The following is a 16167-nucleotide window of genomic DNA, read 5'->3' on the forward strand; positions in this document are numbered from 1 at the left end:
ATAAACAGCTCTGTGCCTGTTGGGGTGTATTAACTGCCTTCCGAGCGGTAGGTGTCTTGATTCTGTGTGCCGCCGGTCTTGACCGTGGCTGCCAATGTCACCCATGGATCCCGCACGGCGGTAAAGCTGCACACGGCGACTGATGGCCAATGCTAGAATGTTGTTAATCTGTTAACTAATTGCGACGCCAGTGCCCATGCCCAAACCGCGCCAATCCTTGACCCTTACTTTGCTCCATGCGCGTGAAGCCGCCATGGGTTTTTTTCGTCCGTCCCTTAACCAGCACGGGTTGACCGAGCAGCAATGGCGGGTCATTCGCATCCTGAGCCAGCACGATGAGCTGGAGATCAATCGCCTGGCAGAGCTGGCGTGCATCCTCAAACCAAGCATGACGGGTGTGCTGGTGCGCATGGAGGCGGCAGGGATGGTTGAGCGGCGCAAAGCGCAGCAGGATCAGCGGCGGGTGCTGGTGCGGTTGGCCGAGAAGGGGCAGGCCTGTTTCGCTTCGATGAGCCAATGTATGGAGGCCAATTATCAGCGTTTGCAGGCCGGGTTCGGCGAGGAGAAGTTGCAGACGCTGCTGACGTTGCTCAATGAGCTCAAAACCCTGAAGCGCTGATAACCGATCTCCCTATGTGGGAGGGGGCAAGCCCCTCCCACATTTGGACTGATATTCGGCTCTAAGGCCTCGGTGACCTTCGCATCGTCAATAGATAGCACCGGCGGTGCTTGCGGGCGCCGGTGCATCTTTGAACGCCGCCGCCAGGCTTTGCAGCCCACGCATCAGCACCGTGGTGTCCACGCCCACCGCCACGAACGCCGCACCCAGTTCGATGTAATGCCGGGCCAATGCCTGATCGGCGCTGAGAATACCGGCGGCTTTCCCCGCTTGGCGGATGCGCGCGATGGCATCTTCAATCGCCGCCTGCACTTCAGGGTGACCGGGGTTGCCGCGATAACCCATTGAGGCGCTGAGGTCAGCAGGGCCAATAAACACCCCATCCACGCCCTCTACCGCCGCAATCGCATCCAGGTTGGCCAGGCCTTCGCGGCTTTCGATCTGCACCAGCAGGCACATCTGCTCGTCGGCTTTTTCGAGGTAACCGGCGATGCTGTTCCAGCGTGAAGCCCTGGCCAGAGCGCTGCCGACGCCGCGCACGCCGTTGGGCGGGTAGTGGATCGCTTTGACCAGTTCCCGGGCCTGCGTGGCACTTTCCACCATCGGCACCAGCAACGTCTGTACGCCGATGTCGAGCACTTGCTTGATCAGCGCGGTGTCGCCGATGACCGGGCGAATCACCGGATGGCTGGGGTAGGGTGCCACGGCCTGGAGCTGACCGAGCATGCCGCGCAGGTCGTTGGGGGCGTGTTCGCCGTCGATCAACAGCCAGTCGAAGCCGGCGTTGGCGGCCAGTTCCGCGCAGTAGGCATCGGACAATCCCAGCCACAGGCCAATCTGCGGTTCGCCGCTGTGCAGGCGTTGCTTGAAGGTGTTGATAGGCATATCCATCGAGCAATCTCCGGTTAAACGAAACGGCAGGCGATCGAGCCCAGCATGTCGTAGTCGACATGGAAGGTATCGCCAGGGTTGGCCGCCACCGGCCGGGTGAAGGAGCCGCCGAGGATGATTTGCCCAGGTTGCAGGGTCACGTCATAGGCGGCGAGTTTATTGGCGAGCCAGGCCACGCCTTTGGCGGGGTGATTGAGCACAGCGGCCGACACGCCGGACTCTTCGATCACGCCATTGCGGTAGAGCACTGCGGGCACTTTGCGCAGGTCGATTTCGGTGGGGCGCACGGCGCGTCCGCCCATGACCACGCCAGCGTTGGCGGCGTTGTCGGAGATGGTGTCGAACACCTTGCGCGTGGCATTGGTATGCGGGTCGATCTGCTGGATGCGGGCGTCGATGATTTCCAGCGCCGGGATCACCCACTCGGTGGCGTCCAGTACATCAAACACCGTCACGTTCGGCCCTTTGAGCGGTTTGCCCAGGATGAACGCCAATTCCACTTCGACCCGCGGCACGATAAAACGCTCGAAGGGAATATCGGTGCCCTCATCGAAGAACATGTCATCGAGTAGCGCGCCGTAATCCGGCTCGGTGATGTTGGATGACACCTGCATGGCGCGGGAAGTCAGGCCGATCTTGTGGCCGACCAGCTTGCGCCCGTCCTTGATCTTCTGGGCGACCCAGGCGCGCTGGATCGCGTAGGCGTCTTCGAGGGTAATCGCCGGGTGCTCCAGGGAAAACTGGCGCACCTGCTCCCGTGTCCGTTCGGCCTGGTCGAGGCGGGCGGCGGCTAGCTGGATAAGCTGTTGATCAAGCATGACAAGGGTCTCTCAGTGAGGGTTGACGATGGCGGCCTGGGTGCGCAGCACCAGCAAACCACCGAGTGCAATCAGCAGCGCCAGGGCGTAAAGGGCCAGGCTGGCGCTGTGGGTGGTGTCGCGCATCCAGCCGATCAGGTAGGGCGCGAAAAAGGACGCGATGCTGCCGAAGGAGCTGATCAAGGCAATGCCGGCGGCCTGGGTGGTGTTGGACAGGAACGCCGGCGGCAACTGCCAGAACATCGGCAACGCCGCGCTGGCGCCCATGCCGGCGAGGATCAGGCCGCCCAGCACCAGGACCGGATTGGCGGGGGCGAGCCCGGCGATGGCAATGCCGGCGGCCGCCATCAGCAAGGGCACGCACAGGTGCCAGCGGCGTTCACGCTGGCGATCCGACGAACGCCCGCAACCGATCATGAAAAAGCAGCCCGCCAGGTAGGGCACCGCGCTGAGCAGCCCGACCTTGCCGTCGCTGCCGACGCCGGCGCCGTGGATCAGCGTCGGCATCCAGAACGCCAGGGTGTTGACCGCCAACATCACCGCGAAATACACCGCCACCAGCAGCCACACTTGCGGGTTGCGCAGAATCGCGGAAAACGAGGTGATGGATTTGCGCTGTTCCTCGGTGTGCAGTTGCTCGCGCAATTGTTGTTTTTGCCCAGGCGTCAGCCAGGTGACGGTTTCGAAACTGTCCGGCAGGCACTTGAGTACCACCAGCCCGAGCAGGATGACCGGCGCGCCCTCGATGACAAACATCCACTGCCAGCCGCGCACGCCGCCCAGGTCATGAAAATGCTCAAGGATGCCGCCCGACAGCGGCCCGCCAATCACCCCGGCCATGGGCACGGCAATCGCAAACAGCGCGGTGACTTGCGCACGTCGACCGGCGGGATACCAGCGGTTCAAGAACACCAGAATGCCAGGGAAGAAACCCGCCTCGGCCACCCCGAGCAAGAAGCGCAGCACATAGAAGCCCGTGGCGCTGTCGACCATGAACATGCAGGTCGACAATGCGCCCCACACCACCATCAGTGTGGCGATCCAGCGCCTCGGGCCGACACGGTCCAAGGCCATGTTGCTCGGCACGCCGAACAGCGCGTAGGCGACGAAAAACAGACCGGCGCCGAAGCCGTAGACCGTGTCGCTGAAATTCAGGTCGGCGCTCATTTGCATCTTGGCAAAGCCGATATTGATGCGGTCGAGGTGGGCGAAGAGGTAGCAGATCAGCAACAGCGGCATCAGCCGCCAGGTGATGGTGCCGTGGGTGCGGTCGCGGGCGACGCTGCCGAGGCTGTCGGCGGTATTGGCTGTGCTCATGGTTTTATACTTTTTGTCTGAGAAGGCCGATGGCGTGAGCAGGCGGGGCGTGCTAGCCCACCTGCGCCTTGAGGAAGGCGTGCACGTTGTTCTGCTTGAAGTTGAGCTGCTCGTGCAGTTCGATCATTTCAAACGACAAGGCCAGCAGGCGTTGGGCCTGAAGCGCGGCAAAGTGCCCGGTGATCACCTCGAAGAGCTGTTCGGCGACCTTCTGCCGGGTTGCCAGGTCGCGACCGTGGCCGACCTTGAGAGTCATGTGCACGAAGGCGTAGTCGTGCTTGCCATCGGCCATGCGCCAGGTGTCCAGACGCACGCCACGGCTGCGGATGCCGCCCAGCGGGAATACGCCGCTGTCGCCCAGGGTGGCGTGGACTTTTTCAAACAGGCCGGGCAAGTCCGCCTGCTGTTCGATGTTGTCGGTGTATTCAGCGATGAAATGGGGCATGAATGGCTCCTTCAGGCCACACGGCGACACCGTGCGGCCATACGGTCAAACAGGGAAAACAGCGTTGATCTGCCCGGTGCCCGAGCTGCCAAACGGCGCGGTGATGATCTCGGCAGGCTTGTCATAATCCGGCCCGCCAAGCAGCCCGAGGAGCATTGCGGTGTCGTGCATCTTGCCTTCGCCAAAGCAGTGTTCGGCATAGTCCGGCAGCATGGCGCAGAACTCTTTCCAGCGGCCCTGGCGCCAGAGTTCCACCACATGCAGGTCGACCTGTTTGTCGAATTCCCGCGTCCAGTTATGGATATTGGCTTCGGCATTGCGGTCGTCGGAGAACCGGTGCGACAGCGAACCCGAGGCCAGCACCACGACTTTGCGGTCGCTCTTTTCGATGGCCCGGCGCACGGCGGCGCCAAAGGTGAAGCTGTCTTGCAGGCGATGCCAGGCGCACCAGGCGGCGATCGACACGACATTGAGTTTCTGATCTTCAGGCACGCCCATGTGCATGTAGCGCATCGGCACCAGCGTGCCGTATTCCAGCTCCAGGCTGGGGATGTTGTGGGCCAGGGTGCGCACGTCGGCGGCGTTGGCTTCGGCGGCGATCAGTTCGCCCAGCTCCGGGCAGCCTGGGTATTCGTAGTCCATGTTTTTGATGAAGTGCGGCAGCTCGTTGCTGGTGTAGGTGCCCTTGAAGTGCTCGCCGCTGTTGACGTGATAGGCGCTATTGACCAGCCAGTGCACATCGAACACCACGGCGGTATCGGCGCCCAGTTCGCGGGCGCGGCGCCCGATTTCCTTGTGGCCGGCAATCGCCGCTTCACGGCAGCCGTGGTGCTTGCCGGGCAGCTCCGACAAATACATCGAGGGTACGTGGCAGATTTTCGCAGCCAGGACGACTTCGCCCATGATGATTCTCCTGAATAATTATTCTTGTCTTGGGGGCTTCGGGTGATGAGGGAGCAAGCTCCCTCGCCGGTCTAAATCAGACGCCCCAGCGTGGAATGTGATGGCTGCCCATCGAGATGCACACGTTCTTGATCTCGGCGAACACCTCGAAGCTGTATTGGCCGCCTTCACGGCCGGTGCCGGAGCCTTTCACGCCACCGAACGGCTGGCGCAGGTCGCGTACGTTCTGGCTGTTGATGAACACCATGCCGGCTTCGATGCCATACGCCAGACGATGCGCCTTGCCGATGTCCTGGGTCCAGATATACGACGCCAGGCCATACTCGGTTTCGTTGGCCAGCTTGAGGGCTTCGGCTTCGTCCTTGAAGGGAATCAGGCACACCACCGGGCCGAAGATTTCTTCCTGGGCAATGCGCATGCTGTTGTTTACGTCAGCGAACACCGTCGGCTGGATAAACTGGCCTTTGCTCAAGTGCGCCGGCAAGTTGGCCGGGCGTTCCAGGCCGCCGGCGAGGAGGGTGGCGCCTTCTTCAAGGCCGATCTTGATGTAGCCGGTGACCTTGTCGTAGTGGGCTTGGGTGATCATCGAGCCGACTTGGGTTTTCGGGTCTTGCGGGTCGCCGACGATCAAGCGTTTGGCGCGGGCGGCAAACTCGGCGACGAACTGCGGGTACACGCTTTCCTGGATAAAGATCCGGCTGCCGGCGGTGCAGCGTTCGCCATTGAGCGAGAAGATCGTGAACAGTGCCGCGTCGAGTGCGCGTTCCAGGTCGGCGTCTTCAAAGATCAGCACCGGCGACTTGCCGCCCAGTTCCATGGAGTACTTTTTCAGGCCGGCGGTCTGCATGATCTTCTTGCCGGTGGCGGTGCCGCCGGTGAAGGAAATCGCACGCACATCCGGGTGACGCACCAACGCATCACCGGCCGTGGCGCCGTAGCCCTGGATCACGTTCAGCACGCCGTTGGGAATGCCGGCTTCCACAGCCAGGCGCCCCAGTTCGTTGGCGGTCAATGGCGACAGTTCGGACATTTTCAGCACGGCGGTATTGCCCAGCGCCAGGCATGGCGCGGTCTTCCAGGTGGCCGTCATGAACGGCACATTCCACGGCGACACCAGCGCGCAGACACCCACCGGTTGGTACAGGGTGTAGTTGAGCATCTGGTCGTCGACCGGGTAGCTGTGGCCGTCCATGCGCGTGCAGACTTCGGCGAAGAAATCGAAGTTGTGCGAAGCGCGGGGGATCAACACGTTTTTGGTCTGGTGGATTGGCAGGCCGGTGTCGAGGGTTTCCAGCTCGGCCAGGTGCGGCACGTTCTGTTCGATCAGTTCACCCAGCTTGCGCATCAGGCGCGCACGTTCTTTGGCCGGCGTGCCTGCCCACTTCGGAAAGGCTTCCTTGGCGGCGGCTACGGCCTGGGCCACTTCTTCGGCGCCGCCGCTGGCGACTTCACCGATGGCGTCGCCGGTGGCCGGGTTGTAGTTGACGAACACGTCTTTGCTTTCGACCTCACGGCCGTTGATCCAGTGTTTGATCATGCTGCTCAAGCCTCTTTACGGGCGCTGAAGAACGCCGCTTCGCTGACAATTCGATTGACCAGGCGGCCGACGCCTTCGACTTCCACCACCACTTCATCACCGGGCACCACGTCTGCCAGGCCTTCCGGCGTGCCGGTGGCGATCATGTCGCCGGGCTGCAAGGTCATGAAGCTGGACAGGTATTCGATCAGGTAAGGGATGTCGAAAATCATGTCCTTGGTGCTGCCTTCCTGGCGCAGTTCACCGTTGATCCAGGTGCGCAGGGTCAGGTTGCTCGGGTCTGGCACGTCGGCCACGTCGACGATCCACGGACCGAGCGGCGTGGTGGCGTCGCGGTTTTTCACGCGCAGGTTGGGGCGGTAGTAGTTTTCCAGGTAGTCGCGGATCGCGTAGTCGTTGCACACCGTGTAGCCCGCCACGTAGTCCAGCGCGTCTGCGCGTTTGACGTTGCGTGCCGGTTTGCCGATGACGGCCACCAGTTCGCACTCGTAGTGCATGTAGGCGACGTTGTCCGGGCGCCAGGTCACCTGGTTGTGGCCGGTGTAGGTGCCTGGCGACTTGATGAAAGCCAGCGGCTCGGTCGGTGGCTTGAACGCCAACTCGGCGGCGTGATCGGCGTAGTTCAAGCCCAGGGCAAACATGCTGCCGGTGGCCGGTGGCAGCCATTGCACTTGATCTTCGGCCAGCAGGCGACCATCGGCCAGGCGCACGGCGTTGTGGTCTTCGACGTGGGCGAGGTGGATCTGGCCTTCAAACTGGATACGGGCGTGTTTCATGGAAGCTCCTGTTTACTCGGCCACGACGTGGTTGACGAGGCGGCCCAAACCGCTGATTTCGACTTCGACGGTGTCACCCGGCTGCACATCGACGCGACCTTCCGGTGTGCCGGTGATCAGCACGTCGCCGGCGTGCAGGGTCATGAACTCGCTGATTTCGGCGATCAGCAACGCAATGCTGCGCACGAAGTTGGCCGTGGTGTTGTGCTGGCGAATCTCGCCGTTGACGTACAGCGTGATTGCCAGGCTGTGCGGGTCGGCGACCTGGGCGGTGGGTACCAACTCTGGCCCGATGGCGCAGAAACCATCCCGGCATTTGGCTTTGACGGCGGGGCGGTAGTAGCTGTCTTCCGGCAGGCTGAATTCATTGATGATGGTGAATCCGGCGACGTAATCGAGCGCGTCGGCCTGGCTGACGCGGCTGACACTCTTGGCCATCACCACCCCCAAGGCCGGGCCGGGTTGCAAGCGTTCGCCCTGGCCTGGGTGCACAACGTTGGCGCCGTGCTGGTTGCGCGTATTGGGCGTCTTGATAAACAGCACCGGCTTGACCGGAGGCTTCTGGTACGGCGGTTGTTCGAATTCGGCGAGGTGCTGTTTCAGCAACCCCTGGTAGTTCAGCGCGACCCCAAAAAGGGTGCCCGTCGCGACGTCATGCAAGGCGCGGCTCATGCGTTCTCCTGGCAGAGCCATGGGGCCCTGTATTTCGTTAATGTGTTAACAGTTATAATTAAGATGTTAACTATCGTCAAGCGTGGCACACTCTCGATGCGGTGGTTGTGCGGCCCGAATCGATGCAGGATGAGCGTGGCAGCACCCCGCCAATCAGAATAAAAACGAGTAGCGTGCGATGACCGATCGGCAACCCATCCCGAACATCAACATTGGCCAGGTGTACGACCAGCGCTACAGCGACGCGCAGGTCCATTACGACCGGCTGGCCAACCTGGCGGGGTTTTTCGGGCGCAATATGCCGGTCCACCGCCACGACCGGTTCTTCCAGGTGCACTACGTGAAAAGCGGCACGGTGCGCGTCTATCTGGATGACCAGCAGTACGTCGAGTCGGGGCCGATGTTCTTTCTCACGCCGCCTACCGTGCCGCACGCCTTTGTGACTGAGGCCGACAGCGACGGGCATGTGTTGACGGTGCGTCAGCAACTGGTCTGGCAACTGATTGATGCCGACCCCAGCCTCGCGCCAGCGGGCGCGCAACTGCCGGCCGCGTGTGTGGCGCTGGCGCAGTTGGGGCCGCACTACACGAGTGAAATCCGCCGCCTGGATTTTTTGTTCGAGGCACTCAGCGAAGAGGTCGAGGCCCTGCGTCCAGGGCACAGTGCGGCCCTGGACAGCCTGACGCGCTTGATCATGATCAGCCTGTTGCGGCTGTGCTCCCACTCGCTCAAAGCCACGCCGGCGCGGCATGAAGACTTGAGGATTTTCCACCGTTTCAACGAGTTGATTGAAGCGCACTACCAGCAGCACTGGCCGTTGTCGCGGTATGCGCAAGGCATCGGGGTGACCGAGGCACGGCTCAACGATGTGTGCCGGCGTATCGCCGACCTGCCGTCCAAGCGCCTGATCCTGGAGCGGCTCATGCAGGAGGCCAAGCGGCTGCTGATGTTCACGGGCAGCTCCGCCAATGAAATCTGCTACCAGCTCGGCTTCAAGGACCCGGCCTATTTCAGTCGGTTTTTCCAGCGCTACGCAGAGCTCACTCCGGGGGAGTACCGCCAGCGGCAATTGGGTTTGCGTTGAGCCAGGCATGGGGGAGTGCGCCTTGGTCTTGTTGATCTTGTACGGATCAGCATGACCAGCTCAGCGGTGCGACAGAATGGCTTTTACACGGAACCGATTGCACTTTTCACAGGCTTGCACCTGCTGGCCCGCGACACTAAGCTGCCGACTCGCCCCTCCAACTGGTGCCGATATGGCCAACCCCCGTCCGTCGCTGACCCTTACCCTGCTGCAAGCGCGTGAAGCCGCAATGGCTTTTTTCCGACCCGCGCTGAACCAGCACGAACTGACCGAACAACAGTGGCGAGTCATTCGCATACTGCACCAGCAGGGTGAACTCGAAAGCCATCAACTGGCCCAGCAGGCGTGCATTCTCAAGCCGAGCATGACCGGCGTGCTCAGCCGCCTGGAACGTGATGGCCTGGTGCGTCGGCAGAAGTCCAGCCAGGATCAGCGCCGTGTGTTTGTCGACCTGACCGAACGCGGCCAGCAGTGCTTCGTCTCCATGAGCGCGGGCATGGAAAGCAACTACCAGAAAATCGAGGCGCAGTTTGGCGCGGAGAAAATGGAGCAATTGCTGGGCTTGCTCAATGAGCTGAAAAATATCAAGCCTTGAGGGCTGATTCGTCAGCGAGCAACGCCCTGCGGCAAACCTCCAGGATTTCATCCGCCAATGGCGAGTCGTCAGGGCAGGCGCGGGATAACACAATGGCGCCGATGGCATGGGCGAACCGGTTGATCATCTGTGCCCGAACGTCCTCATCCTGCCCGCCAGCGTCCTGTTGAAGGGCGGCCAGCGCGTTGTCGATGCCTTCGGCGAACGTCGCCTTGACCGTTTCTGACTGGCGCGCGGCATCCCCGCACAGGGCCGACATCGTGCAACCCTGGCCGGGCGCATCACGGTGCTCCCTGGACACGTAACGATTGAAGAACTCATCGGCGCCAAGCCCCGCGCTGTCGGTCAGCGATTGGCACAGCCCGCTGGCGGCAGCTTCAGCCATCAAGTCGGCCTTTGACCCGAAGTGCTTGTAGAACCCGCCATGGGTGAATCCGGCTTCGGCCATCAGGTCGGCCACGCCGACGCCGTCATAACCGCGCTCGCGGAACAACCGGGAGGCCGTTTCGACGATGTGCGCCCGGTTTAACTGCACTTGTGCTTTGCTGACCCTCATACCCTGACCCTCGCTGCTGACCACTGTTTTCTGCGCCTTACTATACATTGATGCCGATCAGCATCAAAACCATTGACGAATAAGATTATGATCGACATCATAAAGGCCGTCCCACCTAATCGTTGTTAACCTAGAGAGCACAGCCATGACGAACGCTTCTTCTATCCTGATCACCGGCGCGTCCAGCGGTATTGGCGCCACCTACGCCGAGCGCTTTGCCCAGCGCGGCCACGACCTGGTGCTGGTTGCCCGCGACAAGGCGCGGCTGGACACCCTGGCTGCGCGCTTGCGTCAGGAACATGGCGTGGCGGTGGATGTGCTGCAGGCCGATCTCACTCAGCAAGCGGACCTGGCCGTTGTTGAAGCACGCCTGCGCGATGACACGCGCATCGGCGTGCTGATCAACAACGCAGGCGCCGCCCAAACGGGAGATTTCATGGCACAGACAGGCGAAAGCATCGAGCAACTGATCGCGCTGAACGTCACCTCGCTGACGCGGCTCGCCCGGGCAATTGCCCCGAGATTGGCAGAGGCCGGCGAAGGCGCCATCGTGAATATCGGCTCGGTGGTCGGCCTGGCACCGGAGTTGGGAATGACGCTGTATGGCGCGACCAAGGCGTTCGTGCAATTCCTGTCCCAGGGCATGAGTCTGGAACTTTCCGGCAAGGGCGTTTATGTACAGGCAGTACTGCCGGCAGCCACTCGCACGGAAATCTGGGAACGCTCGGGCATCGACATCAACACGCTGCCGGAGGTCATGGAGGTGGGCGAGCTGGTGGATGCCGCACTGATCGGCTTCGACCGCCGCGAACTCGTGACCATACCGCCGCTGCATGACGCGGCGCGCTGGGACAGCCTCCAGTCTGCGCGTCAGGGGTTGCTGTCGGAACTGCGTCAGGCCCACGCCGCCGAGCGCTATCGTCCTCAATAATGTGCAATCGCGTACCGCCGACTTACTCCGTACAGAGCTGATCCCATGAAGGCATTTTTCATCGAACGCTACAAAGACCCTGGTCGGATCGGCCAGTTGCCCGAGCCTGAAGTGCGGGATAACGAGGTGCTGGTGCAGGTGCATGCCGCCAGCATCAACCTGTTGGATGCCAAGATCAGAAAGGGCGAGTTCAAGCTGATCCTGCCGTATCGGTTCCCGCTGGTGCTGGGCAATGACTTGGCGGGTGTGGTCGTGCGGACAGGGGCCAAGGTCAAGCGCTTCAAGCCGGGCGACGAGGTCTATGCGCGGCCTCATGACGAGCGCATCGGCACCTTCGCCGAGCGGGTCTGCGTGAGGGAAGATGCGTTGGCATTCAAGCCCGGCAACCTCGACATGACGCAGGCGGCAGCGCTGCCGCTGGTCAGCTTGACGGCGTGGCAGGTGCTGGTGGAAACCGCCCAGCTCAAAAAAGGCCAGAAGGTGCTGATTCATGCAGGCTCGGGTGGTGTGGGCACGATCGCGATTCAACTGGCCAAGCACTTGGGCGCGTTTGTGGCGACGACCACCAGTACGCGCAATGTCGAATGGGTCAAGGCTTTGGGGGCGGACCTGGTCATCGATTACCAGAAGCAGGCATTCGATAGTGTCCTGCAAGGCTATGACGTGGTCCTCAACAGCCTGGGCGCAGACGTACTGGCGAAATCGCTCAAAGTTCTCAAGCCCGGCGGACGGCTCATTTCCATCGCTGGCCCGCCGACACCGCAGTTTGCCCAGGAGCAAGGCTTGTCCTGGGTCTTGAAGCGCGTCATGGGTCTATTGAGCTACGGCATTCGACGCAAAGCGCGTCAATGCGGGGTCAGCTACTCATTCGTGTTCATGCGGGCCAATGGCGAGCAACTGCGTGAGATCACCGCACTGGTGGAGTCGGGTGCGATCAAGCCGGTGGTGGACCGCACCTTCGCGTTTGAGTCGACAGCAGAGGCGTTGGCCTATGTGGAGACGGGGCGGGCTAAAGGGAAGGTTGTCGTACAACTGAATGCGCTATGATGGGCATTCATTCGCCAACCGAGATACCCGTTCTTGATGGACAACCCGAACGTCCAGCCCACCGTTCGCCGCCGGCACCGCAGCCTGGCTGAAGAACTGGTCACTGAGCTTTCCCGGCGCATCTGCACCGGGGAACTTGCGCGCGCAACCAAACTGCCTACCGAATCCGAAGTGATGGCCGAACACGGCGTGAGTCGCACCGTGGTGCGTGAGGCCATCTCGCGTCTGCAAGCTTCTGGCCTGGTGGAAACCCGGCACGGCGTCGGCACGTTTGTGAAGGATATTCCCAGCCCCAGCGGGTTTCGGATCGACCCGGACACCATCGTCACCCTGCAGGACGTGCTGGCGGTGCTGGAGCTGCGCATCTGCCTGGAAGTGGAAGCGGCCGGCCTGGCCTGTGTGGGCCGCACCGAACAGCAATTGCAGGTGATGCGCGACTCACTGGATGCGCTGAATTCGCGGGCGGTGAGTGCCGATTACGCGGTGACGGCAGATTTCCAGTTTCACCAGCAGATCGCGTTGGCCACCGGCAATCGCTATTTCACCGACATCATGTTGCACCTCGGGGTCAACATCCTGCCGCGTACACGCTTGCACTCAAAGCGCTTGGCCAACGCCAATAAAGAGCCCTACCTGGAGCGTCTGAGCCGCGAGCACGAGGACATCTACAAAGCCATTTTGCGCCGCGACGCAGACGCCGCTCGCGCCGCTATGCGCCTGCATCTGTCCAACAGTCGCGAACGTATGCGCCGGGCCTATGAAGCGGCGGCCGCCGAATTGTCGAACGGCCCCGCTGCGGTGAACGCGCCGCCTTGAAGCCCGGCGCCGGGTTCATCCGCCGCCGGTTGCGGTTGCTGCTCGACCTTGGCGCGAAACTGCTCCGAGCTGTCCTGCGGCGCAAAGCCCAGGTGCTCGGCATGCCGATTGCTCCACCAGCGCTCCTTATTGGCTGAAACGCCATACACCACACTGTGCCCTACGTCCTTGGCCAGCAGGGCGCGCGCTACCAGATGATCGAGGTCCGCATAGCTCAGCCAGGTGTGCAGCATCCGTCGGTTACGCGGTTCGGGGAACGACGAGCCGATGCGCAAGCTCACGGTTTCAATCCCGTAGCGATGGAAATAGAACGCCGCCAGGTCTTCGCCGTAAGCCTTGGAGAGCGCGTAGTAGCCATCCGGGCGGCGCTGTGCGTGCACATCCAGTTCCACGTCCTGGGGGTAAAAACCGGTGACGTGGTTGGAGCTGGCGAACACAATCCGCTGGACCCCCTGTTGCCGCGCCGCCTCGTAAATATGGAAGGTGCCGCGAATATTGGCGTCGAGAATCTCCTCGAACGGCCGCTCCACTGAAATCCCGCCCAGGTGCACGATCGCGTCAACGCCATCGACCAGCGCCGCCACGGCAGCCTTGTCGGCCAGGTTGCACTGGATCACTTCGTCGTGTGCGCCCGCGCTGGGCGCCATGGCGCTGATGTCCGAGGCGCGCACGATGGGGGCGTGGGCCTGCAGGGTTTCGCGCAGGATCTGCCCCAGGCCGCCGGCGGCGCCGGTGAGCAGAATGCGGGTGAAGGGTTTGGGCTGTGTGGTCATGGTCAGGTCTTCCTTTGAGCGCTGAAGGCATAGGCGTTGCCTGGCGAGCGATGCGCGTTCGCCAGGCAAGTCGCGGGGAGGGGGCGTTACATGAAGTTGTATTGGATGCCCAGGCGCCACCGCGCCTGGCGGTCCTCAGTGGTGGAATTGACCTTCACATCACCAATCTCCATGAACGGGGCCCATTCCTTGGTGAGCTTGTATTTGACGATCAGGTTCTGTTCGTAGTCGCTCTTCTTGTTGTCGTAGCGGATGTAGTCAGTCTTGAAGTAGATGAACTGATATTCGTACGCCCACTTACTGGCCGGCGTGTAGCCCAGCCAGCCTTCGAAACGATGGGTGGTCTGGTCATCCTTGATGTGGTCAGGCAGGTCTTCATTGACCTGGTCGCGGTCCAGTTTCTTGGTGTCCAGGCGATAGCGCGTGGCGGCGTAGAAGGCATCGTTGATCTTGTAGTTGTACTTGAGACCCAGCTTGTAGGTGGTCGAGTCCTTCGAGCTGTCCATCTGGAACGCCGGGGTCAACGTCGATTGCGGGCTGAGCTTGTAGTTGTAGCTCACAGTGAACTCATGCCCGTTGTTGACCATGTTGTCGTAGGCCACATCTTCACGGTCCCCGGCCGTGCGGTATTTCATTTCCGCTTCAAAACCCAGGCCACTGTCCAGGCGGTAGTTGAGCTTGATTCGGTCAGCGTGGGCGCTGTCTTCCTCAGTGAACTGGTGGCGGTAGTTGATGCTGGCAGAGTCAGCGCTGACATACAGCGGCAGGCCGAGGGCCAGGGCAGTAACGAGCGTGCGTAGGGTGGTGTTCATACGGTCTTCTTTTTTTGTTTTTGTTAGGGTCGTTTGACGGTTGCTACGGCGATGCGTTGTTGCGTGTGGCTCTCATCTAAGGTGCCGATATACGTTATCGTACGACAAGACGACTCGTCTAGCGGTTATCGGTAGATTTGAAACACTTTGAAACATATGTCCCCTATGAATAGGGCTTTACAGCAACCGCTGTTATTCCTTGGTTGTCTTTAAAAATAGGGGTTTTACGGGGGTTTGCGGGAAAATCACGTTAAGGTGGGGCAGGTTATTGGGTCTTTTCAAGTGTTGTACGATGACCTATGATCGGTCGCAACAGACGACATTCCTGTCTCAAATCCAATAAGAAGGCTTAAGACGTCCATGAGAATCACAGCAGTCAACGTCCAGGTGTTTTCCTACCCGACCCGCCGCGCAGTCGACAGCGCCGGCCATGCCCACCCCGGTGATGTCACCCAGGCGCAGATGGCTTTGCTGCGCATCCAGACTGAAGACGGCCAGGAAGGTTTTGCGTTCGGCGCCCCTGAATTGATCCGCCCGTACGTGCTGGATGGGTTCGTGCGCAAAGTGCTGGTGGGGCAGAACGCCTTTGATCGCGAAAAGATCTGGCAGGACCTCGCCCATTGGCAGCGTGGCAGTGCCAGCCAACTGACCGACCGCGCCTTGGCTCTGGTTGAGCAGGCGCTGTGGGATTGGGCGGGGCGCAAACTCGGCGTGCCGGTGCACAAGTTGATTGGTGGTTTCCGCGACAAGGTGCCGGCCTACGGCTCGACCATGTGTGGCGACGAACTGCCCGGCGGCCTCGCTACCCCCGAAGATTACGGGCGCTTCGCCGAGACCCTGGTGCAGCGCGGCTACAAGGCCATCAAGCTGCACACCTGGATGCCGCCGGTGTCCTTCGCGCCGAGCCCGCGCATCGACGTCAAAGCCTGCGCGGCCGTGCGTGAAGCGGTTGGCCCGGACATCGCGCTGATGCTCGACGGTTACCACTGGTACAGCCGCACCGAGGCGCTGTACATCGGTCGCGAGCTGGAGAAACTCGACTTCGCCTGGTTCGAAGAACCGATGATGGAAGAGTCCGCCGAGTCCTATGCCTGGCTCGCAGGGCAGCTGGATATTCCGGTGCTTGGCCCGGAAACCCTGTCCGGCAAACACCTCGCTCGCGCCAGTTGGGTCAAGCACGATGTGTGCGATATCTTGCGTGCCGGTGTTGCGGGCGTCGGCGGCATTGCGCCGTGCCTGAAGGTCGCGCACCTGGCCGAATCGTTTGGCATGGACTGCGAAATTCACGGCAACGGCGCTGCCAACCTGGCGGTGGTCGGCGCGATCAAGAACTGCACCTGGTATGAGCGTGGCCTGTTGCACCCGTACCTGGACTACGACGAAGTACCGGCCTACCTCAACCGCCTGGTGGACCCGATGGACAACGATGGGTTTGTGCACCTGTCCGACGCGCCGGGCCTGGGCGAAGACATCAATTTCAACTACATCGAGACCAATACGCTCAAGAGCTTCTGACGTGTAAACGGTCAGTTCGGCATAGGTTGAGCTGGCCGAGAGCCCTATAAATATAAAAAA

At 61.5% G+C, this 16167-nt stretch carries 18 protein-coding genes; 7 read left to right on the top strand and 11 right to left on the bottom strand.

The window, feature by feature from the left end; genetic code table 11:
- Nucleotides 1–196 precede the first annotated feature (196 nt).
- Nucleotides 197–619: a homoprotocatechuate degradation operon regulator HpaR gene (gene hpaR, locus AOA60_RS11255; protein WP_099584498.1), complete on the top strand. Its 423-nt coding sequence runs from the start codon at nt 197–199 to the stop codon at nt 617–619.
- 87 nt (nt 620–706) lie between these two features.
- On the opposite strand, the gene hpaI is transcribed toward hpaR (AOA60_RS11255), so the two are convergent.
- From hpaI to AOA60_RS11295, 8 genes are all read right to left on the bottom strand, one after another.
- On the bottom strand, nt 707–1510 hold the full coding sequence (gene hpaI / locus AOA60_RS11260; RefSeq protein WP_099584499.1) for a 4-hydroxy-2-oxoheptanedioate aldolase: 804 nt from the start codon (nt 1508–1510) through the stop codon (nt 707–709).
- Nucleotides 1511–1524: 14 nt separating this feature from the next.
- A complete protein-coding gene (gene hpaH, locus AOA60_RS11265) occupies nt 1525–2328 on the bottom strand; it encodes a 2-oxo-hept-4-ene-1,7-dioate hydratase (RefSeq protein WP_099584500.1) in 804 nt (267 codons plus the stop codon).
- 12 nt (nt 2329–2340) lie between these two features.
- Nucleotides 2341–3645: an MFS transporter gene (locus tag AOA60_RS11270; protein ID WP_099584501.1), complete on the bottom strand. Its 1305-nt coding sequence runs from the start codon at nt 3643–3645 to the stop codon at nt 2341–2343.
- A 52-nt stretch (nt 3646–3697) separates the two neighbouring features.
- Nucleotides 3698–4090, bottom strand: coding sequence for a 5-carboxymethyl-2-hydroxymuconate Delta-isomerase (locus AOA60_RS11275; protein WP_099584502.1), 393 nt, complete (start codon nt 4088–4090; stop codon nt 3698–3700).
- Nucleotides 4091–4135: 45 nt separating this feature from the next.
- A complete protein-coding gene (hpaD, locus tag AOA60_RS11280) occupies nt 4136–4993 on the bottom strand; it encodes a 3,4-dihydroxyphenylacetate 2,3-dioxygenase (RefSeq protein ID WP_099584503.1) in 858 nt (285 codons plus the stop codon).
- Between the two features lie 76 nt (nt 4994–5069).
- Complete coding sequence (hpaE, locus tag AOA60_RS11285; RefSeq protein ID WP_099584504.1) at nt 5070–6530, bottom strand: 5-carboxymethyl-2-hydroxymuconate semialdehyde dehydrogenase; 1461 nt, start codon at nt 6528–6530, stop codon at nt 5070–5072.
- Between the two features lie 5 nt (nt 6531–6535).
- Nucleotides 6536–7306, bottom strand: coding sequence for a fumarylacetoacetate hydrolase family protein (locus AOA60_RS11290; protein ID WP_099584505.1), 771 nt, complete (start codon nt 7304–7306; stop codon nt 6536–6538).
- A gap of 12 nt (nt 7307–7318) precedes the next feature.
- Entirely contained in the window at nt 7319–7978 is a 660-nt protein-coding gene (locus tag AOA60_RS11295) for a fumarylacetoacetate hydrolase family protein (protein WP_099584506.1), read from the bottom strand.
- A 178-nt stretch (nt 7979–8156) separates the two neighbouring features.
- Between AOA60_RS11295 and hpaA the strand changes: the two genes are divergently transcribed.
- Both hpaA and hpaR (AOA60_RS11305) read left to right on the top strand, forming a co-directional pair.
- Nucleotides 8157–9062, top strand: a complete 906-nt coding sequence (gene hpaA / locus AOA60_RS11300; protein ID WP_099584507.1) for a 4-hydroxyphenylacetate catabolism regulatory protein HpaA — start codon at nt 8157–8159, stop codon at nt 9060–9062.
- A gap of 172 nt (nt 9063–9234) precedes the next feature.
- A complete protein-coding gene (hpaR, locus tag AOA60_RS11305; protein WP_099584508.1) occupies nt 9235–9657 on the top strand; it encodes a homoprotocatechuate degradation operon regulator HpaR in 423 nt (140 codons plus the stop codon).
- Here hpaR (AOA60_RS11305) and AOA60_RS11310 read toward each other — a convergent pair.
- Complete coding sequence (locus AOA60_RS11310; RefSeq protein WP_099584595.1) at nt 9647–10213, bottom strand: TetR/AcrR family transcriptional regulator; 567 nt, start codon at nt 10211–10213, stop codon at nt 9647–9649. The genes hpaR (AOA60_RS11305) and AOA60_RS11310 overlap by 11 nt on opposite strands.
- A 145-nt stretch (nt 10214–10358) precedes the next feature.
- Between AOA60_RS11310 and AOA60_RS11315 the strand changes: the two genes are divergently transcribed.
- From AOA60_RS11315 to AOA60_RS11325, 3 genes are read left to right on the top strand one after another with little or no spacing between them, the layout of a single operon-like run.
- A complete protein-coding gene (locus tag AOA60_RS11315) occupies nt 10359–11144 on the top strand; it encodes an SDR family oxidoreductase (RefSeq protein ID WP_099584509.1) in 786 nt (261 codons plus the stop codon).
- Nucleotides 11145–11189: 45 nt separating this feature from the next.
- Nucleotides 11190–12191, top strand: a complete 1002-nt coding sequence (locus AOA60_RS11320) for an NADP-dependent oxidoreductase (protein WP_099584510.1) — start codon at nt 11190–11192, stop codon at nt 12189–12191.
- 36 nt (nt 12192–12227) lie between these two features.
- On the top strand, nt 12228–13007 hold the full coding sequence (locus AOA60_RS11325; protein WP_099584511.1) for a FadR/GntR family transcriptional regulator: 780 nt from the start codon (nt 12228–12230) through the stop codon (nt 13005–13007).
- On the opposite strand, the gene AOA60_RS11330 is transcribed toward AOA60_RS11325, so the two are convergent.
- Both AOA60_RS11330 and AOA60_RS11335 read right to left on the bottom strand, forming a co-directional pair.
- On the bottom strand, nt 12947–13780 hold the full coding sequence (locus tag AOA60_RS11330) for an NAD(P)-dependent oxidoreductase (RefSeq protein ID WP_099584512.1): 834 nt from the start codon (nt 13778–13780) through the stop codon (nt 12947–12949). The two genes, AOA60_RS11325 and AOA60_RS11330, sit on opposite strands and share 61 nt — an antisense overlap.
- A gap of 86 nt (nt 13781–13866) precedes the next feature.
- Nucleotides 13867–14592, bottom strand: a complete 726-nt coding sequence (locus tag AOA60_RS11335; RefSeq protein ID WP_099584513.1) for an oligogalacturonate-specific porin KdgM family protein — start codon at nt 14590–14592, stop codon at nt 13867–13869.
- A gap of 360 nt (nt 14593–14952) precedes the next feature.
- On the opposite strand from AOA60_RS11335, the gene AOA60_RS11340 reads away from it, so the two are divergent.
- Complete coding sequence (locus AOA60_RS11340) at nt 14953–16107, top strand: mandelate racemase family protein (protein ID WP_099584514.1); 1155 nt, start codon at nt 14953–14955, stop codon at nt 16105–16107.
- The last annotated feature ends 60 nt before the right edge of the window (nt 16108–16167 follow it).

This window comes from Pseudomonas sp. 2822-17 (assembly GCF_002742485.1).
Classification (GTDB): domain Bacteria; phylum Pseudomonadota; class Gammaproteobacteria; order Pseudomonadales; family Pseudomonadaceae; genus Aquipseudomonas; species Aquipseudomonas cyclaminis.